Here is a 24535-nt window from a genome sequence, read left to right on the forward strand (position 1 = left end):
ACGGTAGGCAGGTGAAGATCAGCACGAAAAGCACGCGAGGCGAAAGCGCCCCCTTACGCTCCCTCCATTCACTCCGAGCGCCTGCTCGGACGGGTGAATACAGGGGTCCGGGTGGATAGAGACCTACCCGAGGGGGGTCGTGGAGCGGTGAGCCGCAGTTGCCTGTGCGCTCACCGCTCCACGACAACGATCAGGCGAAGACCGCGAGGGACTTGGCCTTGCCGTTCTTGTTCTCGACGAGTCCGAGCAGCTGCCCCTGCGGCCCGAAGACCGCGACCGTGCGACCGGCCTCGTACTCCTGGGGCATGTCGATCCGTACGCCGTTGGCGAGCAGCGAGGCCCGCCGGGCGTCCAGGTCCCACCGGGGGAAGGCCGCGGCGGCCGCCTCTCCGATGGGCATGACGGTCAGCTCCTCCTGGAGCTGGTCCAGGGTCCGCGCCTTGTCGAGCTTGTACGGGCCCACCCGCGTGCGGCGCAGCGCGGTGAGGTGCCCGCCGACGCCGAGGTCGGCGCCCAGGTCACGGGCGAGGGCGCGGATGTACGTACCGCTGGAGCAGACCACGGAGACGACGAGGTCGACGACCTTCGTGCCGTCCTCGGCCTCCGCCTCGCGCATGTCGTACACCTGGAAGGAGGAGATCGTGACCGGCCGGGCCGGGATCTCGAAGTCCTCACCGTCGCGGGCGCGCTTGTAGGAGCGCACGCCCTTGATCTTGATGGCGCTGACCTTGGACGGGACCTGCATGATCTCGCCGGACAGCTTGGCGATACCCGCGTCCACGGCTTCCCGGGTGACCCCGGTGGCGTCCGTGGAGGAGGTGATCTCGCCCTCGGCGTCGTCCGTCAGGGTGTCCTGGCCCAGGCGGATCGTGCCGAGGTACTCCTTCTCCGTGAGCGCGAGGTGGCCGAGGAGCTTGGTGGCCTTCTCCACGCCGAGGACCAGCACGCCGGTCGCCATCGGGTCGAGCGTGCCGGCGTGACCGACGCGGCGGGTCTTGGCGATCCCGCGCATCTTGGCGACCACGTCGTGCGAAGTGAAGCCGGACGGCTTGTCGACGATGACAAGCCCGTCCGGCGTCTTCCCTGCGTTGTTGCTCATTCGGAGGCTGCGTCCTCGTCGTCCTCGTCGCCCGGCTTCTTGTACGGGTCGGCGTCGCCGGCGTACTGGGCACCGGAGGACACCTCGCGCACCTGGGCGTCGGAGGAGCGCGCCTTGTCGAGGAGGTCCTCGATGGTCTTGGCGTTCTCCGGGAGGGCGTCCGCGACGAAGGTCAGGGTGGGCGTGAACTTGGTGCCCGCCGCCCGGCCGACCGCGGAGCGCAGAACGCCCTTGGCGCTCTCCAGGCCCGCCGCCGCGCTGGCCCGGTCCTCGTCGTCGCCGTAGACCGTGTAGAAGACCGTGGCCTCCCGCAGATCGCCGGTGACCCGGGTGTCCGTGATGGTCACGTGCGTACCGAGGCGGGGGTCCTTGACACCGCGGAGCAGCTTCTCGGCCACCACCTCCCGGATGAGGTCCGCCAGCTTCTTCGCCCGCGCATTGTCGGCCACTGGTCCGTCTCCTTCTTATGTCTTGCTATCAGTCTTCATCACCGTGGAGGCGCCGTCGCACGGACAGCAGCTCCACTTCCGGACGCGCAGCGACCAGCCGCTCGCAGCGGTCCAGTACGTCCGAGAGGAACCCCGTGTCCCCACTCACCAGAGCGACCCCTATACGGGCCCTGCGGTGCAGGTCCTGGTCGCCCACTTCAGCCGCGCTCACGGAGAACTTGCGTTGGAGCTCGGCCACGATGGGCCGGACCACGGAGCGTTTCTCCTTCAGCGAGTGGACGTCGCCGAGGAGCAGATCGAAGGACAGAGTCCCCACGTACATGCAGTTCCGGATATCCCGCCGGTGCGGGTTCGGTGGCCTGCCGGCCGTCGCGCGGCAGGGTCACCAGAACCGTACACGCAACGGCCGGGGCCGATCGACGGATATTCCGCCGACCGGCCCCGGTGTGACGAGCTACGACACGGTGCGATGTGCCTCGCGCTTACGCGCGCGGCTTCTCGCGCATCTCGTACGTCGCGATGACGTCGTCGATCTTGATGTCGTTGAAGGAACCGAGGTTGATACCACCCTCGAAGCCCTCGCGGATCTCGGTGACGTCGTCCTTGAAGCGGCGCAGACCCGAGATGGTGAGGTTCTCGGCGACGACCTTGCCGTCGCGCAGGAGCCGCGCCTTGGTGTTGCGCTTGACCTCGCCGGACCGGATGAGGACACCGGCGATGTTGCCCAGCTTGGACGAGCGGAAGATCTCGCGGACCTCCGCCGTACCGAGCTCGACCTCTTCGTACTCCGGCTTGAGGAGACCCTTCAGGGCCGCCTCGATCTCCTCGATGGCCTGGTAGATCACCGAGTAGTAGCGGACGTCGACGCCCTCGCGGTCCGCCATCTGCGCGGCACGGCCGGCCGCACGGACGTTGTAACCGATGACGATGGCGTCGGAGCCCATCGCCAGCGAGATGTCGGACTCGGTGACCGCACCCACACCGCGGTGCAGGACGCGGATGTCGACCTCTTCGCCGACGTCGAGCTGGAGCAGCGAGGACTCGAGAGCCTCGACCGCACCGGACGCGTCGCCCTTGATGATGAGGTTGAGTTCCTGGACCAGACCGGCCTTGAGGACCGAGTCGAGGTCTTCCAGGGACACCCGGCGGACGCGCTTGGCGAAGTTGGCGTTGCGCTCACGCGCAGCACGCTTCTCGGCGATCTGACGGGCCGTACGGTCCTCGTCCACGACGAGGAAGTTGTCGCCGGCGCCGGGGACGTTGGTGAGACCCAGGACCAGGACGGGGGTCGACGGACCCGCTTCCTCGACGTTGTTGCCCTTGTCGTCGAGCATGGCGCGCACGCGGCCGTAGGCGTCGCCCACGACCATCGTGTCGCCGACGCGGAGGGTACCGCGCTGGACGAGGACGGTGGCGACGGCACCGCGGCCGCGGTCGAGGTGGGACTCGATCGCAATACCCTGAGCGTCCTGCTCCGGGTTGGCGCGGAGGTCGAGCGAGGCGTCGGCGGTGAGGACGACGGCCTCCAGCAGGGAGTCGATGTGCAGACCCTGCTTGGCGGAGATGTCGACGAACATCGTGTCGCCGCCGTACTCCTCGGCGACCAGACCGAACTCGGTGAGCTGACCGCGCACCTTGACCGGGTCGGCACCCTCGACGTCGATCTTGTTGACCGCGACGACGATCGGGACGCCGGCGGCCTTGGCGTGGTTGAGCGCCTCGATCGTCTGCGGCATGACGCCGTCGTTGGCCGCGACCACGAGGATCGCGATGTCGGTCGACTTCGCACCACGGGCACGCATGGCGGTGAACGCCTCGTGACCCGGGGTGTCGATGAAGGTGATGCGACGCTCTTCGTCGTTGACCTCGGTGGAGACCTGGTACGCACCGATGTGCTGCGTGATGCCGCCGGCCTCGCCCGCAACGACGTTCGTCTTGCGGATGGCGTCGAGCAGTCGGGTCTTACCGTGGTCGACGTGACCCATGACGGTCACGACCGGCGGACGCGGCATGAGGTATTCCTCGCCGCCCTCGTCCTCGCCGAACTCGATGTCGAAGCCCTCGAGGAGCTCGCGGTCCTCTTCCTCCGGGCTGACGATCTGGACGACGTAGTTCATCTCGCCGGCCAGCATCTCGAGCGTCTCGTCGGAGACGGACTGCGTGGCAGTGACCATCTCGCCGAGGTTCATCATCACGGCGACGAGCGACGCCGGGTTGGCGTTGATCTTCTCCGCGAAGTCGGTGAGGGAGGCACCGCGCGACAGGCGCACGGTCTCGCCGCCACCGCGCGGCAGCATCACGCCGCCGACGGACGGGGCCTGCATGGCCTCGTACTCCTGGCGCCTCTGACGCTTGGACTTGCGACCACGACGCGCCGGACCACCGGGACGGCCGAAGGCACCCTGCGTGCCACCACGGGCACCGGGACCACCGGGACGACCACCGAAGCCAGGACGACCGCCGCCACCGGCACCGGCCGGACCGCCGCCGAAGCCGCCGCCACCGGGACGCGGGCCGCCGAAGCCGCCACCGCCGCCGGGACGCGAGCCCGGACCGGCCGGACGACCGGCGAAGCCGCCGCCCGCGGGACGACCGGCACCGCCGGGACGACCTGCGCCGCCCGCACCGGGACCACGGCCACCGGGGCCGCCACCGGGACGGGGACCGGGACCACCGGCAGCGGGACGCTGCGGCATCATGCCCGGGTTCGGACGGTTACCACCGGGAGCACCACCGGGACGCGGGGCGCCGCCCTGCGGACGCGGCATGCCGCCCGGGGTCGGACGGGCGCCGCCGGGACCCTGCGGACGCGGAGCGCCGCCGGGACCACCCTGCGGGCGGGGAGCACCCTGGCCGCCACCGGCGCCGGGGGCACCGGGACGGGGCGCGCCGGCCGGACGGGGCGCCTGGGGGCGCGCCATGCCGGTGGAGCCGCCGGAGGTGAAGGGGTTGTTGCCCGGACGGGGACCCGCCGGACGGGCACCCTGCGGACGCGGCGCCTGGGAGCCGGGGGCTCCGGCGGGACGCTGCGTCTGGGCACCGGGGGTGGCGCCGGCCGGGCGCGGGGCGCCGGGACGGGCACCGGCCTGGCCGCCCTGACCCTGGGCCGGACGCTGCTGCGCCGGACGGGGGCCGGGAGCCGCGGCGGGACGCTCGGTGCGCGCCGGGGCGGCCGGGGCCGCCGGAGGCGCGGAGAACTCGGTCGCCACGGGCGCCGCCGGAGCGGGCTTCGGGGCGGCCGGAGCCTTCGGGCCGGGACGCGGGCCGGAGGCGGCCGGAGTCACCGGTGCGGGCGCTGCGGCGGCCGGAGCCTCCGCGACGACCGGCTTGGGGGCCGGTGCGCCGGGCTTCGGCGCAGCGGGACGTGCGGCGGCACCCGGGGTCGGGGCCCCGGGCTTGGCGGGGGCGGCCTTGCGGGGCGCACCCGGCTTCGCGGCGGACTTGCCGGCGTTACCGCCGGGGCCCTGCAGCGCGTCAGTCAACTTGCGTACAACCGGCGCCTCGATCGTCGAGGACGCCGAACGGACGAACTCACCGAGTTCCTGGAGCTTGGCCATGACGACCTTGCTCTCAACTCCGAACTCCTTGGCGAGTTCGTATACCCGGACCTTAGCCACTTCGCTCCTTTTAGGTCCGGGTTACGCCGGACCGTCGCTACTTCATGGGCGTACTCATCGCGTACTCATCGAGTGCTCATCGCAATCTCGACCTACTTCCAACTCGCGAGGTACCTGACCGCACGGGGTATCCGTGCCGTACTACTTCTTTACGGTGTGGCCCCGGCCTCACGGGCCACGGCATTGCGCAGGTTCTCCGTGTCGAGCGCTCCGGCGGACCGAAGGGCCCGGGGGAACGCACGACGCCGAATCGCCTGGTCGAGGCAGACCACGGCAGGGTGCACATAGGCACCCCGTCCTGGCCGCGTACCGCGTGGATCAGGGACGCATGCGTCCCCGTCCGCCACGACGCGCAGCAGTTCGTTCTTGGCCGCTCGCTCCCGACACCCCACACAGGTGCGTTCGGGGCATGCGCGGGCTTGCGTCCGGCCAGACACGCCTAAGTCTACCTCCCCGCACCGACCTCTCTCCCGACAAGTCGCGGGGGAAAGATCGAACGGCTGTCGTGTTGTCTTGTATCCGCTGCCGGAACAGCGGCCGTGCACCCTGTCTACCGTCCGGGGAAGCCCGGACGGTACCGGTTTATTCCCCGTCCCGGTCCCGGTCGGTGTCCGGGGACACCTCGGTGTCGGGACGGATGTCGATGCGCCAGCCGGTGAGCCGCGCGGCGAGGCGGGCGTTCTGGCCCTCCTTGCCGATGGCCAGCGACAGCTGGTAGTCCGGCACGGTCACCCGGGCGGACCGGGAGTCCCAGTCGACGACCTCGACCTTGCTCACCCGGGCGGGTGACAGGGCGTTCGCGACCATTTCCGCCGGGTCGTCCGACCAGTCGACGATGTCGATCTTCTCGCCGTGCAGTTCGGCCATCACGTTGCGCACGCGGCTGCCCATCGGGCCGATGCAGGCGCCCTTCGGGTTGAGGCCCGAACGGGTGGACCGGACGGCGATCTTGGTGCGGTGACCGGCCTCGCGGGCGATCGCCGAGATCTCGACGCTGCCGTCGGCGATCTCCGGGACCTCCAGCGAGAAGAGCTTCTTCACCAGGTTCGGGTGGGTGCGCGAGAGGGTCACGGACGGACCGCGGACGCCCTTCGCCACCCGTACGACGTACGCCTTCAGGCGCAGACCGTGCGTGTACTCCTCGCCGGGGACCTGCTCCTGCACCGGCAGGATGGCCTCCAGCTTGCCGATGTCGACGAGGACGTTCTTCGGGTCCTTGCCCTGCTGGACGACGCCGGTGATGACATCGCCCTCACGGCCGGCGAACTCGCCGAAGGTCAGGTCGTCCTCGGCGTCGCGCAGACGCTGCAGGATCACCTGCTTGGCGGTCGTCGCGGCGATCCGGCCGAAGTCCGACGGGGTGTCGTCGAACTCCTTGGGCTCCTGGCCCTCTTCGAGATCCCTCGGGTCTTCCGTCGCCCACACGACCACGTGACCGTTGGTGCGGTCCAGCACGACGCGAGCGCGGCGGAAGCTCCCCTCGGTCCGGTGGTACGCGATGAGGAGGGCCGACTCGATCGCCTCGACGAGCAGGTCGAAGGAGATCTCCTTCTCCCGGACCAGACCCCGCAGGGCACTCATGTCGATGTCCACGGCTACGCCTCCTCTTCCTTCTTGTCCTTGCGGTTGAACTCGATCTCGACACGCGCCTTGGCGATGTCGGTGAATGCGATACGCCGGGCGGTCGCCTTGCGGCCCTTCACGCCCGGGACTTCGAGGTCCAGGCCCTCGTCGTCGGCTTCGAGAATGCGGGCGATCAGTTCCCCGCCCTCGACGAGCTGGAACTTCACGAGACGGCCGATCGCCCGAACGTAGTGACGGTGCTCGGTCAGCGGGCGGTCGGCGCCCGGCGAGCTCACTTCGAGGACGTACTCGTCCTCACCCATCACATCGGTTTCGTCGAGCTTGTCGGAGACCTCGCGACTCAGCTCCGCACACGCGTCCAGCTCCACGCCCTCGTCGGAGTCCACGATGATCCGCAGCATCCGGCGCTTGCCCGCCCGCGACATCTCGATCTCTTCGAGGTCCAGGCCCTTGGCGGCGACGAGCGGCTCCAGCAGTCCGCGCAGCCTGTCGCTCTGGGTGGTGCTCATCCGGGTGACTCCTCGGCCGCGTGTGCTGTTGTGATTTCCGTCGTGTGTCAGGTCAAAGGGTATCCGGTGTCGGAGGGTGTTGCCGTCCGCCCTGTGGACAGGGCCCCGGGTACCGTGATCACACCCTGCCCCGCCATCAGCCCCGTCATCACCCGGAGGACGTCGCCGTGTCCTGGACCCAGCCTTCGAGACCCTCGCGCAGGAGCCTGCTCGCCGGTGCGGCCGGCGCGGCCGGCGCCGCGCTGCTGACCGGGTGCTCGGACGGCCGAACGAGCGGTGCCGGCACCACGGTTCCACTCGAACGGCGGATGCGGGAGACGGCCGTTCGTGACAGCGCCCGGCTGCTGGAACGTTACGACGCCACCGCGGCCGCCCATCCGGCCCTGGCCGCGCGGCTCGCCCCGCTGCGCGCCGCCGTCGCCGCCCACACCGCGGCCCTGTCCCTCACCCCTTCGGCCCCGCCGTCGCCCTCCCCGTCCCGCTCCGGCGGTACGGGGGCCGCCGCGCCCGCGGCGAGCGGCGGGCCGGTGCCGCCGAAGCCCGAGGAGGCCCTGACCGAGCTCGCGGACGCCGAGCGGAGCCTGTCCGAGTCCCGGACCATCGACCTGGCCGGGGCTCCCGGGGAGCTGGCCCGGCTGCTGGCCTCGGTGGCCGCCTGCGGCGCCGTACACGCGTACCTGCTGACCTCGAATCCCGGAGCCACCTCGTGAAGCCCGAACCCTCCCCCGCCGGCCGGGCCCTGGAAGCCGCCCAGGCCGCTCTCGCCGCCGAGCACGCGGCCGTGTACGGCTACGGCGTGATCGGCGCCCGGTCCGCCGGGGCCCGCGCGACGCAGGCCCGGGAGTCCTACGGCGGCCACCTCGCGCGGCGTGACGCGCTGGCCCGGACCGTACGGGAGCTGGGCGGCGCGCCCCGGCCCGCGGAGGCCGCGTACGCCCTGCCGTTCGAGGTGCGCAGCCAGGCCGACGCGGAGCGGCTGGCCGCCGAGATCGAGGACCGGGTGGCCGGCGCGTACTCCGATCTGGTGCGTGCGTCGGAGGGTCCGCTGCGCCGGGAGGCGGCCGACGCGCTGAGCGCGGCGGCAGTGCGCGCGGCACGCTGGCGCGGTGTCGGCGTAGCCTTCCCTGGGCTCACGGAACGCGCTGACGAGGCGCAACGGGCCCGGCACAGCTGAAAGGGACCACGCACGCATGGCTTTCGAACCGCCGCAGCGGCTTGTACGGGCGCTCGGCGAGATGCCGGAAACGGCGCAGGACACGGACTGGCTGGGGCAGCTGCCCCGACTCACCGAGGCCGCGCTGTCCCGGCGCGGGGTGGAGGCCCGGCGGGTGCAGGCCCCGGGCGGCCGCAGCAGCCTGGTGGTGCTCGTCACGTACGCCGACGGGACCCCGGCCGCACTGAAACTCGCGCCCCCGCACGCCCGCCCCGACCGGGAGCTGGCCGCGCTGGCCCACTGGGGCGGATTCGGGGCCGTACGGGTCCTCGACACGCGGCACCACGACGACGACGGGGCGCTGCTGCTGGAGCGGCTGCACCCGGAGGTGTCCCTGCGCTCGCTGCCGGAGGCGAAGGCCCTGCTGGAGGCGAGCGGCACGCTGCGCAGGCTCTGGGTGACACCGCCGACCGGGCACGGGTGGGAGACGGTGGTGGAGCGCACGCAGGCGCAGTCGGCTGCCCTGCGGGCTGCCCCGGCGGAGACCCGGGCGCTGGCCGACACGGCGCTGGCGATGCGGGCGGAGCTGGTGGCGGCCCCGCCGGAGGAACTGCTGCTGCACGGGAACTTCCGGCAGGGCAAGGTGCTGGCGGGCGAGCGGGCCCCGTGGCTGACGGTGGGGCCCGATCCGCTGGTCGGTGAGCGGGCGTACGACCTGGCGCGGCTGGTCCGGGACCGGCTGGAGGACCAGGTGGCCTCCTCGGCGGGGGCGGCGGGAGCCCGGCGCCGGGTGAACAAGCTGGCGGACGCCCTGGAGGTGGACCGCGAGCGGCTGCGGGGCTGGACGCTGTTCCGGGCCGTGGAGTCGGGCAACCGGGCACTGGCGGCCGGCCGGCGCCGGGACGCGGAGCTGCTGCTGGAGTTCGCGGCCTGGTTGTAGGGCATACCGTAGATATCAAGGTATGTCCGGCAGGGGGCCGTCATGGTCGAAGAACTGCTGACAGCGGCCATCGCCACGGGTGTGGGCGTCGCGGTCTACGTGGGCGCCGCGGCCCGGGTGGTCAAGCAGTACGAGCGGGGCCTGGTCTTCCGCTTCGGCAGGCTGCGCGAGGAGGTCCGCGGTCCCGGCTTCACGACGATCGTTCCGTTCGTGGAGCGGCTGCGCAAGGTCAACATGCAGATCGTGACGCTGCCGGTGCCCGCGCAGGAGGGCATCACCCGGGACAACGTCACCGTGCGGGTGGACGCGGTCGTGTACTTCAAGGTCGTGGACCCGGCGAGCGCGATCGTGGCGGTGGAGGACTACCGGTTCGCCGTCTCGCAGATGGCGCAGACCTCGCTGAGGTCGATCATCGGAAAGTCCGACCTGGACGATCTGCTGTCCAACCGGGAGATGCTCAACCAGGGCCTCGAGCTGATGATCGACAGCCCGGCGGTGGGCTGGGGCGTGCAGATCGACCGGGTCGAGATCAAGGACGTCTCGCTGCCGGAGACGATGAAGCGGTCGATGGCCCGGCAGGCGGAGGCCGACCGGGAGCGCCGGGCGCGCGTGATCAACGCGGACGCGGAGCTCCAGGCCTCGCACAAGCTCGCCGAGGCGGCGGAGGTCATGTCGGAGCAGCCCGCGGCGCTGCAGTTGCGCCTGCTGCACACGATCGTGGCGGTCGCCGCCGAGAAGAACTCCACGCTGGTACTGCCGTTCCCGGTGGAGCTGCTGCGCTTCCTGGAGCGCTCGGCCCCTCCGCCCGCGGCGGCCCCCGCGCGGGACAGACCGGCCCCGGCCGGCCCGGCTTCCGAAGGCCCCGGGCCGGCCGAGGTCGCCGACGCGGACGCCGACGCCCTCGACGGAGCCGCGGTTCCGGACGCGCTCGGCGGCCCGGCGGACGGGCTGATGCTCGACGCGCCGCCGCCGGAGGAGGAACGGGAGGGGCTGCGCGACTAGCCGCTGCGCGGAGCCCTCCGGCCGGGCGCTGCCCGGACCCGCGCCTCAGACGCCGGCGAGGCTGAAATTGCGGTCCGGGAAGCCGGGGCGCGGCCGGGCTACGGCGTCAGGCGGGCGAGGGCTTCGGCCATCGGGAGTTCTTCGCGGGTGCCCGATGCGCGGTGCTGGAGTTCGACCACGCCGTCGGCGGAGCGGCGGCCCGCCACCAGGATCCACGGCACGCCGATCAGTTCCGCGTCCGTGAGCTTCACGCCGGGCGACAGGCCGGCGCGGTCGTCCAGCAGGACCCGCAGCCCCGATCCGGCCAGGGCCGCCGCCGCCTCCTCCGCCAGCGCGAGCGGCACCGCCTTGCCCGCCGCCACCACGTGGACGTCGGCCGGGGCCACCGCCGCGGGCCAGCACAGGCCGCGCTCGTCGGCCGTCTGCTCGGCCAGCGCCGCCACCGCGCGGGAGACGCCGATGCCGTACGAGCCCATCGTGACCCGGACCGGCTTGCCCTCCCGGCCGAGGACGTCCAGCCCGAAGGCGTCCGCGTACTTGCGGCCCAGCTGGAAGATGTGCCCGATCTCGATCGCCCGGTCGAGGTGCAGCCCCGCTCCGCAGGACGGGCAGGGGTCGCCCGGCTCCACGACCACCACGTCCAGGTACCGGTCGACCTCGAAGTCCCGTCCGCAGACCACGTTCCGGGCGTGCGTGTCCGCCCGGTTGGCCCCGGTCACCCATGAGGTGCCGGGCGCGATCCGGGGGTCGGCCAGGTAGGGGACCTTCTCCAGCCCCTGCGGGCCCACGTAGCCGCGTACGAGGTCCGGACGGCCCTCGAAGTCCTCGGCCGTCACCAGCTCCACCACCGCCGGGGCCAGGTGCTCGCCCAGCTTGCCGAGGTCGACCTCCCGGTCCCCCGGCACGCCCACGGCCGTGATCCGGCCGTCGACCTTGACCAGGAGGTTCTTCAGCGTCGCCGAGGCGGGTACCCCCAGGTGTGCGGCCAGGGTCTCGATCGTCGGTGTGTCCGGGGTGTCCACCTCCTCCAGCGCCGGGTGCTCGGCGGCGACGGGGGCCAGGGCGAAGGTCACGGCCTCCGTGTTGGCCGCGTAGTCGCAGGACGGGCAGTCCACGAAGGTGTCCTCGCCCGCCGCGGCCGGGGCCAGGAACTCCTCCGACGCCGAACCGCCCATCGCGCCGGAGACGGCGGACACGATCCGGTGGTCCAGGCCGAGCCGCTCGAAGATGCGGACGTACGCCTCGCGGTGGAGCCGGTAGGACTCCTCCAGCCCCTCGTCGGACACGTCGAAGGAGTACGAGTCCTTCATCTGGAACTCGCGCCCGCGCAGCACCCCGGACCGGGGCCGCGCCTCGTCGCGGTACTTGGTCTGGATCTGGTACAGCATGACCGGCAGGTCCTTGTAGGAGGTGCACTGGTCCTTCACGACGAGGGTGAAGATCTCCTCGTGGGTGGGTCCGAGCAGGTAGTCCGCGCCCTTGCGGTCCTTGAGGCGGAAGAGCAGGTCCCCGTACTCCGACCAGCGTCCGCTGACCTCGTACGGTTCCTTCGGCAGCAGGGCCGGGAGCAGCACCTCCTGGGCGCCGATGGCGTCCATCTCCTCGCGGACGACGCGCGAAACGTTGTCCAGGACCCGCTTGCCGAGCGGCAGCCACGTCCACACCCCGGCCGAGCTGCGCCGGACGTATCCGGCGCGGACCAGGAGCCGGTGGCTGAGGGTCTCGGCGTCGGCCGGGTCCTCGCGGAGGGTCTTGGCCATGAGGCGGGACATGCGCTGCACGTGTTGCGTAGACATGTCGGGAGGTTACCGGGGGCCCGGCGGCCCGCGGTACCGGTTTCAGGGCCTGGTCAGCGGCAGGGGGGCGCCCATGACCGCGTACGGCAGGCTCGCGCTCGGGAAGTGGACCTGGCGGGCGAGGTCGGTGTAGCCGAGGGCCCGGTAGAGGCCGCGGGCGGGGCTCTCGGTGTCGATGGCGGAGAGGATCGAGCGGGGCTCGGCGGCGTCGTCGGTGAGGGCGGTGATGAGGGCGCGGCCGACGCCGTGGCCCTGGAAGCCGGGGTGGACGTGCAGCTCGGTGATCACGAAGGAGCCGTCGAGCCAGCCCTCGTGCCCGCCGGCCCGCAGGTAGGGCTCGACGATGGTGGACCACCAGTGGGTGCGGTCGTTCGGCATCCCGTACACGAACCCGGTGAGCGCCCCGTCCTCGGCGAACGCCCCGAGGGCGCGGGCCCCTCGGCAGGTCATGTGGCGCTGGACGATGTAGCGCCGGATGCCGACCTCCTCCTCGCTGAGGCCGAAGGCGACGGCCTGCACGCGCAGGGCCTCGTCCACGCGGCCGGCGAGGTCGAGGGGACCGATTCGGACTCCGGAAGGCAGCATGCGGCGACCTTACTTCGCGGTACGGGGCTGCCGGAATGCCGCAGCGGGGGTCCGTGGCCCGCCTTTCGGATCGGGGGCGGCCGGGGTCAGAAGAGCACGCTCATGAACGCGCCGACCTCGCGGAAGCCCACGCGGCGGTAGGCCGCACGTGCCGCGGTGTTGAAGTCGTTCACGTAGAGGCTGACCACGGGGGCCACGTCGCGCAGCGCGTACTCGACGACGGCGGCCATCCCGGTCTCCGAATGGCCGAGGCCGCGGAACTCGGGGTCCACCCAGACGCCCTGGATCTGGCAGGCGCGAGCGGTGGCGGCGCCGATCTCGGCCTTGAAGACGACCTTGCCGTCCTCGACGTGGGCGAAGGAGCGGCCGCTGGCGACGAGTTCGGCGACGCGGGCCTGGTAGAGCAGCCCGCCGTCGCCGGCCATCGGCGAGATGCCGACCTCCTCGGTGAACATGGCCACGCAGGCGGGCATGATCAGTTCCATCTCGTCCTTGCGGATCCGGCGGACCCGCGGGTCGGCCTCGACCGTGGTGGACGGGCGCTCGATGACCATGAGCGGCTGGTGGGAGCGGACCTCGCGGGCCGGGCCCCAGCTGGGCTCCAGGAGCTGCCACAGCAGCCGGGTGGCCTCGGCGGGGCCGACGATGGAGGAGCAGCGGCGGCCGGTGCGGCGGGCGCGGTCGGCGAAGGCGCGTACGGCGTCGGGTCCGGCGCAGACGGGGACCAGGTTGGCGCCCGCGTAGCAGAGGGAACGGAGCTCGCCGTCGGCGTACCAGCCCCACATCTCGCCGCCCAGGCGCCAGGGGTCGAGTCCGGCGACCTGGACCCGGGAGGTGACGAAGGCGTTCTCGACCGGCTCGCGTCCGAGGATTTCCATCGCGGCGTCGAGATCACTGGGCTCAAGGACCCGGGTGGTGGTCTGCGTCAACACTGGGGCCTCACCATGCAAGTCTGCTGATCTCCGCACTGTACCCGGCGGCGCCCGGGGATGCCGCGTCCGAGGTCGCCAAAAGGCCCCGGACCGCCCCCGAGCTGCGGGAACGGTGCCGGGGCCACTGACGACGGGGCCCGGGCCGGGCCCGGAGGATCAGACGCCGATGGCGACGGTGGGCTCGCCGCTCATCACGCCGTCGGCCTCCATCTGCGCCGCGATCTTCATGGCCTCTTCGATGAGGGTTTCCACGATCTTCGACTCGGGGACGGTCTTGATGACCTCGCCCTTCACGAAGATCTGGCCCTTGCCGTTGCCGGAGGCGACGCCGAGGTCGGCCTCGCGGGCCTCGCCGGGGCCGTTGACGACGCAGCCCATGACCGCGACGCGCAGCGGGACCTCCATGCCCTCCAGGCCCGCCGTGACCTCTTCGGCGAGCTTGTAGACGTCGACCTGGGCGCGGCCGCAGGAGGGGCAGGAGACGATCTCCAGGCGGCGCGGCTTGAGGTTCAGCGACTCCAGGATCTGGATGCCGACCTTGACCTCCTCCGCCGGCGGGGCGGAGAGGGAGACGCGGATGGTGTCGCCGATGCCCTCGGAGAGCAGCGCGCCGAAGGCGACGGCGGACTTGATGGTGCCCTGGAAGGCGGGGCCGGCCTCGGTGACGCCCAGGTGCAGCGGGTAGTCGCAGGCGGCGGCGAGCTGGCGGTAGGCGTTGACCATGACGACCGGGTCGTTGTGCTTGACCGAGATCTTGATGTCGCCGAAGCCGTGCTCCTCGAAGAGGGAGGCCTCCCACAGCGCGGACTCGACCAGCGCCTCGGGGGTGGCCTTGCCGTACTTCTTCAGCAGTCGGGCGTCGAGGGAGCCGGCGTTCACACCGATGCGGATCGGCGTGCGCGTCTCGTTCGCGGCCTTCGCGATCTCCTTGACCTTGTCGTCGAACTGCTTGATGTTGCCCGGGTTCACGCGGACCGCGGCGCAGCCGGCGTCGATCGCGGCGAACACGTACTTCGGCTGGAAGTGGATGTCGGCGATGACCGGGATCTGCGACTTCTTGGCGATCACGGCGAGCGCGTCGGCGTCGTCCTGCGTCGGGCACGCCACGCGGACGATGTCGCAGCCGGAGGCGGTGAGCTCGGCGATCTGCTGGAGCGTCGCCCCGATGTCGGAGGTCCTGGTGGTGGTCATCGACTGGACGGAGATCTGTGCGTCGCCGCCGACGGCCACCTTGCCGACCTGGATCTTGCGGCTGACCCTGCGGTCGGCAAGCTTCGTCGGCACGGCCGGCATTCCGAGAGAGATGGCAGTCATCTGCTGTGCAACCCCAAGGTGTGGATCAAGGTCCCGAGATCGGCGGGCTCCAGGCTTCGAGATTACGCCAACCAAGGCGCGGCCCGTGCATCCGAGGGGTACGCCACCCGAACGTAGGGAGCCGGGCACGATCCGTGCCCGGCTCCCGTGGTGGTGGGGCGGCGCCCCCGCAGATCAGGTGATCTTGATCGGGTTGACCACGTCCGCGACCATCACCAGCAGGGTGAAGCAGATGAACAGGCCCGCGACCACGTAGGCGACGGGCATCAGCTTCGCCACGTCGAACGGGCCGGGGTCGGGGCGCCGGAAGACGCGCGCCACATTCCGCCGGAGCGACTCCCACAGGGCGCCGGCGATGTGTCCGCCGTCGAGCGGCAGCAGCGGCAGCATGTTGAACAGGAACAGCGAGAGGTTGAAGCCGGCCAGCAGGTTGAGGAAGAAGACCAGCTGGTGCTGGGCGGGGATGTCGAGGGTGAAGATCTCACCGCTGACGCGTGCCGCGCCGACGACGCCCATCGGGCTGTCCTGCTTGCGCTCGGCCCCGTTGAACGCCGCGTTCCACAGGTCCGGGACCTTGGTCGGGAGGGCGACCAGCGACTGGACGCCGGCCTCCATCATCTCGCCCATGCGGTCGACGGACTGGCCGAAGGACTGCGGGACGTAGCCGGAGGCGGGGGCGAAGCCGAGGAAGCCCGCGGTGACGTACTCGTCCTTGACGTACCTGCCGCTGCCGTCGGTCTTGGCGACCTTGTTCTCGATCAGGTTCGCCGAGAGGTCCAGGCGCTGACCGGCCCGCTGGACGGTGATCGTGGCGGGGCCGACGGTGGCGCGGATGTCCTTCTGCAGGGCCGACCAGTCGCCGACGGGCCGGCCGTCGAAGGCGACGATCTTGTCGCCCGCCTTCAGGCCCGCCGCCTTGGCGGGGGCGGCCGGGTCGCCGGGGACGCACTTGTCACGCTTCTCGCTCTGCTGGATGACGCAGTCCGAGACGGTGGCGACCGAGGTGGTCTGGGTGTTGAGCCCGAAGGTCATCAGGGTCGTGAGGAAGATCGCCACGGCCAGGATCAGGTTCATGAACGGTCCGGCGAACATCACGATCACGCGCTTCCACGGCTTGCGCGTGTAGAAGAGCCGCTCGTCGTCCCCGGGCTGGAGCTCCTCGTACGCGGCCGAGCGCGCGTCCTCGATCATCGACCGGAACGGCGAGGTGGAGCGGGCCGTGACCTTGCCGTCCTCGCCGGGCGGGAACATCCCGATCATGCGGATGTAGCCGCCCATCGGGATGGCCTTGATCCCGTACTCGGTCTCGCCCTTCCTCCGCGACCAGATGGTCGGGCCGAAGCCCACCATGTACTGCGGCACGCGGATGCCGAAGATCTTGGCCGTGGAGAGGTGCCCCAGCTCGTGCCAGGCGATGGAGACCAGCAGGCCGACGGCGAAGACCACGACCCCGAGCACCGTCATCAGTAGTGTCATGCGCGCGCCTCCACGGCGGCCCGCGCCGCCATCTCCCGCGCCCGGGCCCTGGCCCAGGCCTCCGCTTCAAGGACGTCCTGGACGGTCAGGGAAGTTCCCGACTCCGGTGTCCCGTGCTCATCGACCACGGCAGAGACCGTATCCATGATTGCTGTGAACGGCAGCCGACCTGCCAGGAATGCCTCCACGCACTCCTCGTTGGCCGCGTTGAACACGGCCGGGGCGGTGCCGCCGAGGGTGCCCACGTGCCGGGCGAGGCCCACCGACGGGAAGGCCTCGGTGTCCAGCGGGAAGAACTCCCAGGTGGACGCCTTGCTCCAGTCGAAGGCGGGGGCCGCGTCCGGGATCCGCTCGGGCCAGCCGAGGCCGATCGCGATCGGGCCGCGCATGTCCGGCGGGGTGGCCTGGGCGAGCGTGGAGCCGTCCGTGAACTCCACCATCGAGTGCACGTAGGACTGCGGATGGACCACGACCTCGATGCGGTCGAAGGGGATGTCGTAGAGCAGGTGCGCCTCGATGACCTCCAGCCCCTTGTTGACCAGGGTCGCGGAGTTGACGGTGATCACCGGGCCCATGGCCCAGGTGGGGTGCGCGAGGGCGTCCTGCACGGTCACGCTCGCCAGCTCGGCGCGGGTGCGGCCGCGGAACGGCCCGCCGGAGGCGGTGACCACGAGCTTGCGGACGTCGGCCCGGGTGCCGGCGGCGAGCGCCTGGAACAGCGCCGCGTGCTCGGAGTCCACCGGGATGATCTGGCCGGGCTTCGCCAGGGCCTTGACCAGCGGGCCGCCGACGATCAGCGACTCCTTGTTGGCCAGGGCCAGGGTCCGGCCCGCCCGCAGTGCGGCGAGGGTCGGCGCGAGGCCGATGGAACCGGTGATGCCGTTGAGAACGGTGTGGCACTGCGAGGCGGCGAGTTCGGCCGCGGCGTCCGGACCGGCCAGGATCTCGGGCAGCGGCTCGTTCGGCCCGTACCGGGCGCTCAGCGCCTCTTTCAGGGCGGGTACGACGTCCTCGCGGGCCACGGCCACGGCCTGGACCCGCAACTGCCGGGCCTGCTCGGCCAGCAGCTCCACCCGCCCGCCGGCGGCGGACAGCGCGGTGACCCTGAACCGGTCGGGGTTGCGCAGGGCGAGGTCGATGGCCTGGGTCCCGATGGACCCGGTGGACCCGAGGATGACGATGTCCCGGAGGCCGGCCGCGGGGTCGAAGAGGAGGTGCGGATCGGCGAGGGGGGCTGGGCGGTCGCTCATGCCCCCATTGTTGCCTCACGTCATGAGCGGCCGGACACGGAGCCCCCTTCCGTTACCCGCAGCAGCAGGTGGGGCAGCGTTCCGGCGAACTCCGGGAGCGTACGGGCGACGCTCCACCAGGCTTCGGGGTCCTCGTCGAGGGCCAGGGCCAGCAGCTGGTCGGCCTCGGCGTGGGAGGCGAGGACGGCCGCGGGCCGGTCGTGCCGGTCGGGGTGGTCCACGTCCCCGAGCCAGTGGTCCTGGTCCAGGGCCCAGCAGGCCGGCAGCTTGTGCCGGATCACGTCGTTGCCGGTGAGCAGGCCGCGGTCGAGGCAGTCGCGCACCCAGCGGATGTCCTCCCGGACGCTGTCCATCGGCACGGCGAGGCTGGTCAGGGCCAGCTCGCGCTCCACGCCCCCGTAGGGCTCGATCGCCGTCGGGGACAGGTGGCGCACGGCGCGGACGAGGTCGGGGCCGGGGTCACCCGCGTCGGCCGCCTCGGGCACGGTGCCGTCGGCGAGGGCGGCGACCAGCTCGGGCAGCGGGCCGGGGTGGCCCGGGGCGTGCCTCAGCAGCTCCGCCCACAGGCGGGGATCGTCCCCGAGCGGGCGCAGGGCCCGCAGGACGGCCGTCTGCATGCCGGCCTGCTCGGGCAGGGTCCAGCGCAGGCCGGCGGTGTCGGGGAGACGGGCGAGCAGCAGGGTCCGGCGCGCGGGGGCGACATGGGCGACGAGTTCCTCGTGCGTGACCCGGCCCATCCGCACGGCGCGGACGGCGGGCCGGTGCCAGGAGCGCCCGTCCGGCCGCGCCGCCCCGGCGGCCAGGAACGCGAGGACGGTCTCCAGGGGCAGGTCCGCGACCAGCAGCAGGGCCTCGACCGAACCGGTCGGCAGCGGTTCGCGCAGGTGCTCGGCCAGCAGCAGTTCGGGGTCGGGCCGGTGGCTCAGCGCCAGGATGTCCAGCGGGACCCGCGGTCCGCGCCTGCCGTGCCGGCGCAGCAGGCCGACCAGCTCGGCCGTGGTGAGCGGGCCGTCACCGGGGTCCCGGCCGAGGTCGGCGCGGAGCAGGGGCAGGAGTTCGGGCGGGGTGCGGCGGCGGGCGTAGCGGGCGGGTCCGGGCAGGCCGGGCAGTGGCCGGCCGACGACCCGGGGGTTGCGCGCGATGAAGGTGCGGTCGGCCGCGCCGCCGTGGCGCAGCAGCAGGGTGACGGTCGAGGCCGACAGCCACTCGTCCCGGCACAGGTACTTGCGGGTGGGCTCGTCCAGCCGGCCGATCATGTCGGTGACGACGTGGTCCGGTGCGTGGCGCAGCAGGTGCGCCACGCACCAGGCCAGCCGTCGGCTGGTGCGGTCTTCCTCGGCCGTCGACATCGTTCTCGTCCGCCTCGCGCTGTGCTCGTACGCGTACCAGTACTCGTACTCATCCTCGTACGTCTGTCCGACGTCCGGCGATGATCGCAGGTCAGCGGATGGGGCGGTGCACGTTTTTCTGAGTCGAGGGTCCGGGCGTCGCGTCCGCGATCCAGGGGCCCTCGCCGGACGGGTCGAGGACGCCCTCCTCCAGCCATGCGTAGGTGCCGGACAGGACGCCCGCGACCACCTTGCGGTCGAGGTCGTCGGTGTTGGACCAGAGCCGGCCGAAGAGTTCCTCCACGCGCAGCCGGGACTGCTCGCAGAAGGCGTCGGCCAGCTGGTAGGCCTCGCGGCCGTGGGCGCCGGTGGCGCGCAGGTGCTCGGCGCGGACACAGGCCGCGCTCATCGCGAAGAGCTCGGCGCCGATGTCGACGATCCGGCCGAGGAAGCCCTGCTTGGTCTCCATCCGGCCCTGCCAGCGGGACATGGCGTAGAAGGTGGAGCGGGCGAGTTTGCGGGCGCTGCGCTCCACGTAGCGCAGGTGGGTGGAGAGGTCGGGGTGGCCGTTCGGGTGGAAGGCGCGGTAGGTGCCGGGGACCTGGCCGGGGCCGGTGGCGAGCTTGGGCAGCCAGCGGGCGTAGAACCCGGCGGCGCGGGCTCCGGCCTTCGCCTTGTCGCCGAGCGCCTTGTCCGGGTCGATGAGGTCGCCCGCGACCGAGAGGTGGGCGTCGACGGCCTCGCGCGCGATCAGCAGGTGCATGATCTCGGTGGAGCCCTCGAAGATCCGGTTGATCCGCAGGTCGCGGAGCATCTGCTCGGCGGGGACGGCCCGTTCGCCGCGGGCGGCGAGGGACTCGGCGGTCTCGAACCCGCGCCCGCCGCGGATCTGGACCAGCTCGTCGGCCATCAGACAGGCCATCTCGGAGCCGTAGAGCTTGGCGAGGGCGGCCTCGATACGGATGTCGTTGCGGTCCTCGTCGGCCATCTGGGAGGCGAGGTCGACCACCGCTTCGAGGGCGAAGGTGGTCGCGGCGATGAAGGAGATCTTCGCGCCGACCGCCTCGTGCCGCGCGACCGGCCGGCCCCACTGCTCGCGTACGCCGGACCACTCGCGGGCGATCTTCAGGCACCACTTCCCGGCGCCGACGCACATGGCGGGCAGGGACAGCCGGCCGGTGTTGAGCGTGGTCAGGGCGATCTTGAGCCCGGCGCCCTCGGCGCCGATGCGCTGGGCCGCGGGGACCCGTACCCGGTGGAAGCGGGTCACGCCGTTCTCCAGGCCGCGCAGGCCCATGAAGGCGTTGCGGTGCTCGACGGTGATCCCCGGCGAGTCCGCCTCCACGACGAAGGCGGTGATCCCGCCGCGGTGGTGCTCGGACTTCGGCACGCGGGCCATCACGACGAGCAGGTCCGCGACGACCCCGTTGGTGGTCCACAGCTTCACGCCGTCGAGCACGTACGCGTCGTCGCCGTCCGGGACCGCCGTGGTGGCCAGGCGCGCCGGGTCGGAGCCGACGTCGGGCTCGGTGAGCAGGAAGGCGCTGATGGCGGTGGTGGCGCAGCGGGGCAGGTAGGTGTCCTTCTGCTCCTGCGTGCCGAACATCTTCAGCGGCTGGGGGACGCCGATCGACTGGTGGGCGGAGAGCAGGGCCCCGATGGCCGGGCTCACCGAGCCGACGAGGGCGAGCGCCTTGTTGTAGTAGACCTGGGTGAGACCGAGCCCGCCGTACTTGGGGTCGATCTTCATGCCGAGGGCGCCGAGCTCCTTGAGACCGCGCACGGTCTCGTCGGGGATCCGCGCCTCGCGCTCGATGCGGGCCCCGTCGATGCGGGTCTCGCAGAACTCCCGCAGCCGGGCCAGGAAGGCCTCGCCCCGCCGGACGTCCTCGTCGGCGGGGAGCGGATGGGGGTGGATCAGGTCGAGCCGGAAGCGTCCGAGGAACAGTTCCTTGGCGAAACTGGGTTTGCGCCAGTCCTGTTCGCGGGCCGCTTCCGCGACCTGCCGTGCCTCGCGCTCGGTCACCTTGGGCTGTGCGGGCTGTGTTGCGGACATGCGGGGACTCACCTCGCCGCCGGAGTCGGTTCACCGGATTACCAGCCGGTGCTACTTGTGAGTCGTACCCCGTCCTCCTCCACCGGAAAAGCCGGAGCGGTCCGGTCGGGGGAATCGGTCCGGCGATCGGCGTCCCGCGTGCCGCGCGAGCGCACCCGCTCAGGAAAAAAGGGGACGGCCGGAGCCCCCGCACAGTGGGCTCCGGCCGTCGGCTTTTCGGCCGTACGAGATCAGATGTCGAGGCCGGTCAGGACCAGGACCCGCTCGTACGTGTAGTCGTCCATCGCGTAGCGGACGCCCTCGCGGCCCACACCGGACTGCTTGACGCCGCCGTACGGCATCTGGTCGGCGCGGTAGGACGGCGCGTCGCCGATGATCACACCGCCGACCTCCAGCTCGCGGTGGGCACGGAACGCGGTCTGGACGTTGCGGGTGAAGACGCCGGTCTGCAGACCGAACTTCGAGTCGTTGACGGCGGCGAAGGCCTCGTCGGTGTTCTCGACCTTCTTCAGCGTCAGGACCGGGCCGAAGACCTCCTCGGTGGCGAGCTTGACGCCGTCCGGCACGTGGGCCAGGACGGTGGGCTCGTAGGAGGCACCCGCGCGCTTGCCGCCGGTGAGCAGCTTGGCTCCGCCGGCCACGGCCTCGTCGACCCAGGACTCGACGCGCTGGGCGGCGGCCTCGGAGACGAGGGGGCCGACGTCGGTGGCGGAGTCGGACGGGTCGCCGGTGACCTGGGCCTGGACCTTCTCGACGACCTTCTCGACGAGGCGGTCGTAGACGGAGGCGTCGGCGATCACGCGCTGCACGGAGATGCAGGACTGGCCGGCCTGGTAGTTCGAGAAGGTCGCGATACGGGTCGCGGCCCAGTCGAGGTCGGCCTCGGAGGACCAGTCGTCCAGGACGACGGCCGCGGCGTTGCCGCCGAGCTCCAGGGTGCAGTGCTTGTGGGGCACCGACTGCTGGATGGCGTAGCCGACGGTGTCGGAGCCGGTGAAGGAGATGACGGGCAGGCGCTCGTCCTTGACCAGGGCCGGCATCTTGTCGTTCGCGACCGGCAGGACCGACCAGGAGCCGGCGGGGAGGTCGGTCTCGGCGAGCAGCTCACCCAGGATCAGGCCGGACAGCGGCGTGGCCGGGGCGGGCTTGAGGATGATCGGCGCGCCGACGGCGATGGCCGGGGCCACCTTGTGGGCGCACAGGTTCAGGGGGAAGTTGAACGGCGCGATGCCGAGAACCGGGCCCTTGACGAAGCGGCGGGTCAGCGCGAGACGGCCGACACCACCGGCGTCGGTGTCGAGGCGCTGGGCCTCTCCGCCGTTGAACCGGCGGGCCTCTTCGGCGGCGAAGCGGAACACGGACACCGCACGGCCGACCTCACCGCGGGCCCACTTGACGGGCTTGCCGTTCTCGGCGGAGATCAGCTGGGCGATCTCCTCGGTGCGCTCGGTGAGCCGCTTGGACACGTGGTCCAGGGCCGCGGCCCGTACGTGGGCGGGGGTCGCGGAGAACTCCGCCGTCACGGCGTACGCCGCGGCCACGGCCTCTTCGACCTGCTCGTCGGTGGGCACGCTGACGGTGCCTACCAGTCGGCCGTCCCACGGGGAGTGGACGTCGAAGCTGTCCTCGCCGGTGGCCTGGCGGCCGGCGAGCCAGAAGGCGTGGGTGGAAGTCATGCGAATCCCGGCCCTTCGGAAGTGTGCGGTGGGTCCTGACCCCTCCACCGTAGAACTCCGTCGGCGTTTCGGTGTTTGTCCCTGATGGAGCGGCGGGTCGTCGCGCTTCGCCGCTTTGTCACTGTCCATCCGACCGCGTGGGCGTGCGCGGCACGGCCCGGCGCCCCCGGACGGGGTCAGGACGGGGCCGAGGTGGCCTTGAGGGCGAGCCACAGCTCCATACGGACGTCCGGGTCCTCCAGGGAGCGGCCGAGGATCTCCTCGACCCGCTTCATCCGGTAGCGCAGGGTGTGCCGGTGCACGCCGAGGTCGGCCGCGGCCGCGTCCCACTGCCCGTGGCGGGAGAGCCAGGCCTGGAGCGAGGCGACCAGGTCGCCGCGCCCGGTCGCGTCGTGCTCCCGCAGCGCGCGCAGGGTGCCGTCCGCGAAGGCCCGTACGGCGTCGTCGGCCAGCAGCGGCAGGACCGAGCCCGCCGCCATGTCCTCGTGCTCCACCATCGGCCGGCCGCGGCGCCGGGCCACGGCGAGGGCCTGGTCGGCCTGCTTGAGGGCCGCCGCCACACCGCCCGGTCCGGCCGGCGCGGACAGGCCGACCACCAGCTCGTCCGGCTCCGGCCCGGCCGCGTCCCGGCCGCGCCGCGCCTCCAGTGCCTCCGCGTGGTCCACGCACGCCTGGACGGCCGCGCCCTCGTCGGAGGCCAGGACCACGAGCCGCCCCGCCTCCGGGACGACGAGCAGCGCCTCCCCGGTCCGGGCCGCGGCCGACTCGACCGTGTCCGACAGCAGCGCCAGGCCCTCCGGCTGGGCGGTCCCCGCCAGGGCCGGCTCGGCCACGATGAGCCGGAACGGTGCCTCCAGCAGGGCCCCGTACAGGTCCCCGGCCACGGAGCGCGCGTGCTCCGCCTCGCCCGCGAGCAGCATCCGGAGCACCGCCGCCCCCAGCCGGGACTCGGCGTCGTGCAGCGAGCGCGAGCGCTCGGTGGTGAGGGTGAGGAGCGCGACCGCGGAGTGCACGGCGTACCGCTCGGCCGTGCCCAGGGGGGCCGCGGTGCCGACGGCGAGCGCGCCGCGCGCCCGCCTGCCCGTGCCCAGGGACTGGAGTTCCACGCGGTCCTCGGAGCCGCCGACGACGGCGCTCGCGGGCGCCGGGCGCTCCCGCAGCCGTTCCACGTCGGGGGTCAGCCGGGCGGCACGGCGCGCGGCCCAGTCGGGGGCGGCCGCGACGACCGCGCCCGAGGTGTCGTAGAGCGCGGCCCAGCCGTGCACGTGCGCGGCCAGCTTCACCAGCAGTTCGGTGGGGCCGTCGACGGAGAGGGCGGCGCGCGTCAGCTCGCGCTGGGCCTCGAAGCCGGCGGTCACGGCCCGGTACTGGTCCGCCGCGAGCGCCGCGGAGACCGCCTTGCTGATCGCCAGGAAGGGGGTCCGCCGCGGTACCTCCAGCAGCGGCATGTCCTCGGTCCGCGCGGCCTCGACCAGCGCCTCGGGGATCTCCTCGTAGTTGACGCCGATCGCGAAGCCGATGCCGACGACCCCGGCCGCGGCGAGGCGGCGTACATAGGCGCGCATCTCCTCGGGGTCCCCCGCGTCCAGCTTCATCGCCGTGATGAGGAGCAGCTCCCCGCCCTCCATGTAGGGGACGGGGTCGGCGAGCTCGCTGACGTGGGCCCAGCGCACCGGGGTGTCGAGGCGGCCCTCGCCGGCCCGGACGCTGAGCTTGAGCGCCGAGTGCTGGACGAGTGAGGCGAGGGTGAGCGGCATCGGTTACCAGTG

21 protein-coding genes are annotated in these 24535 nt (G+C 72.2%); 4 read left to right on the plus strand and 17 right to left on the minus strand.

What is annotated here, in order from left to right:
* Positions 1-190: 190 nt before the first annotated feature.
* The 7 genes from truB to rimP form a co-directional block, all read right to left on the minus strand.
* Complete coding sequence (truB, locus tag Sspor_RS14105) at positions 191-1099, minus strand: tRNA pseudouridine(55) synthase TruB (RefSeq protein ID WP_202199460.1); 909 nt, start codon at positions 1097-1099, stop codon at positions 191-193.
* Positions 1096-1548 (minus strand): 30S ribosome-binding factor RbfA, encoded by a 453-nt coding sequence (gene rbfA / locus Sspor_RS14110; RefSeq protein WP_202199461.1) that lies wholly within the window; start codon positions 1546-1548, stop codon positions 1096-1098. The genes truB and rbfA overlap by 4 nt, the downstream gene beginning before the upstream one ends.
* 28 nt (positions 1549-1576) lie before the next feature.
* Positions 1577-1870, minus strand: a complete 294-nt coding sequence (locus tag Sspor_RS14115) for a DUF503 domain-containing protein (protein WP_030161467.1) — start codon at positions 1868-1870, stop codon at positions 1577-1579.
* A 160-nt stretch (positions 1871-2030) separates the two neighbouring features.
* Positions 2031-5165, minus strand: coding sequence for a translation initiation factor IF-2 (infB, locus tag Sspor_RS14120; protein WP_202199462.1), 3135 nt, complete (start codon positions 5163-5165; stop codon positions 2031-2033).
* Positions 5166-5314: 149 nt separating this feature from the next.
* Complete coding sequence (locus Sspor_RS14125; RefSeq protein WP_202199463.1) at positions 5315-5602, minus strand: YlxR family protein; 288 nt, start codon at positions 5600-5602, stop codon at positions 5315-5317.
* 145 nt (positions 5603-5747) lie between these two features.
* Positions 5748-6758 (minus strand): transcription termination factor NusA, encoded by a 1011-nt coding sequence (gene nusA / locus Sspor_RS14130; protein ID WP_202199464.1) that lies wholly within the window; start codon positions 6756-6758, stop codon positions 5748-5750.
* A 2-nt stretch (positions 6759-6760) separates the two neighbouring features.
* The gene (gene rimP / locus Sspor_RS14135; protein WP_202199465.1) at positions 6761-7258 is read right to left on the minus strand and encodes a ribosome maturation factor RimP; all 498 of its coding nucleotides are present in this window, start codon (positions 7256-7258) and stop codon (positions 6761-6763) included.
* A 167-nt stretch (positions 7259-7425) separates the two neighbouring features.
* On the opposite strand from rimP, the gene Sspor_RS14140 reads away from it, so the two are divergent.
* Genes Sspor_RS14140 through Sspor_RS14155 form a run of 4 tightly spaced genes read left to right on the plus strand, consistent with a single transcriptional unit; the run spans position 7426 to position 10353 of the window.
* Positions 7426-7968: a hypothetical protein gene (locus Sspor_RS14140; RefSeq protein WP_202199466.1), complete on the plus strand. Its 543-nt coding sequence runs from the start codon at positions 7426-7428 to the stop codon at positions 7966-7968.
* Entirely contained in the window at positions 7965-8432 is a 468-nt protein-coding gene (locus Sspor_RS14145; RefSeq protein WP_237403863.1) for a ferritin-like domain-containing protein, read from the plus strand. The genes Sspor_RS14140 and Sspor_RS14145 overlap by 4 nt, the downstream gene beginning before the upstream one ends.
* Before the next feature lie 16 nt (positions 8433-8448).
* Complete coding sequence (locus tag Sspor_RS14150; protein WP_202199467.1) at positions 8449-9351, plus strand: aminoglycoside phosphotransferase family protein; 903 nt, start codon at positions 8449-8451, stop codon at positions 9349-9351.
* Positions 9352-9393: 42 nt separating this feature from the next.
* The gene (locus tag Sspor_RS14155) at positions 9394-10353 is read left to right on the plus strand and encodes a slipin family protein (RefSeq protein WP_202199468.1); all 960 of its coding nucleotides are present in this window, start codon (positions 9394-9396) and stop codon (positions 10351-10353) included.
* Positions 10354-10451: 98 nt separating this feature from the next.
* Here the strand turns inward: Sspor_RS14155 and Sspor_RS14160 are convergent, their stop codons facing one another.
* The 10 genes from Sspor_RS14160 to Sspor_RS14205 form a co-directional block, all read right to left on the minus strand.
* Positions 10452-12149: a proline--tRNA ligase gene (locus tag Sspor_RS14160; RefSeq protein WP_202199469.1), complete on the minus strand. Its 1698-nt coding sequence runs from the start codon at positions 12147-12149 to the stop codon at positions 10452-10454.
* Between the two features lie 42 nt (positions 12150-12191).
* Positions 12192-12734: a GNAT family N-acetyltransferase gene (locus tag Sspor_RS14165; RefSeq protein ID WP_202199470.1), complete on the minus strand. Its 543-nt coding sequence runs from the start codon at positions 12732-12734 to the stop codon at positions 12192-12194.
* Between the two features lie 86 nt (positions 12735-12820).
* The gene (locus tag Sspor_RS14170) at positions 12821-13663 is read right to left on the minus strand and encodes a GNAT family N-acetyltransferase (protein WP_202203655.1); all 843 of its coding nucleotides are present in this window, start codon (positions 13661-13663) and stop codon (positions 12821-12823) included.
* A 159-nt stretch (positions 13664-13822) separates the two neighbouring features.
* Positions 13823-14980, minus strand: a complete 1158-nt coding sequence (ispG, locus tag Sspor_RS14175; RefSeq protein WP_202199471.1) for a flavodoxin-dependent (E)-4-hydroxy-3-methylbut-2-enyl-diphosphate synthase — start codon at positions 14978-14980, stop codon at positions 13823-13825.
* A 174-nt stretch (positions 14981-15154) separates the two neighbouring features.
* Positions 15155-16456, minus strand: a complete 1302-nt coding sequence (locus Sspor_RS14180; RefSeq protein ID WP_202199472.1) for a M50 family metallopeptidase — start codon at positions 16454-16456, stop codon at positions 15155-15157.
* On the minus strand, positions 16453-17706 hold the full coding sequence (dxr, locus tag Sspor_RS14185; protein WP_202199473.1) for a 1-deoxy-D-xylulose-5-phosphate reductoisomerase: 1254 nt from the start codon (positions 17704-17706) through the stop codon (positions 16453-16455). Before dxr ends, Sspor_RS14180 begins: the two co-directional genes overlap by 4 nt.
* Before the next feature lie 20 nt (positions 17707-17726).
* Positions 17727-19055 carry a hypothetical protein gene (locus Sspor_RS14190; RefSeq protein WP_202199474.1) on the minus strand — a complete coding sequence of 443 codons (1329 nt, stop codon included), beginning with the start codon at positions 19053-19055 and terminating at the stop codon, positions 17727-17729.
* A gap of 91 nt (positions 19056-19146) precedes the next feature.
* Positions 19147-21090, minus strand: coding sequence for an acyl-CoA dehydrogenase family protein (locus Sspor_RS14195; protein WP_202199475.1), 1944 nt, complete (start codon positions 21088-21090; stop codon positions 19147-19149).
* 230 nt (positions 21091-21320) lie between these two features.
* The gene (locus Sspor_RS14200; RefSeq protein ID WP_030011232.1) at positions 21321-22766 is read right to left on the minus strand and encodes an aldehyde dehydrogenase family protein; all 1446 of its coding nucleotides are present in this window, start codon (positions 22764-22766) and stop codon (positions 21321-21323) included.
* Between the two features lie 176 nt (positions 22767-22942).
* Positions 22943-24523 (minus strand): PucR family transcriptional regulator, encoded by a 1581-nt coding sequence (locus tag Sspor_RS14205; RefSeq protein ID WP_202199476.1) that lies wholly within the window; start codon positions 24521-24523, stop codon positions 22943-22945.
* Positions 24524-24535: the final 12 nt, after the last annotated feature.

The sequence above is a fragment of the Streptomyces spororaveus genome, from assembly GCF_016755875.1.
GTDB lineage: Bacteria > Actinomycetota > Actinomycetes > Streptomycetales > Streptomycetaceae > Streptomyces > Streptomyces spororaveus.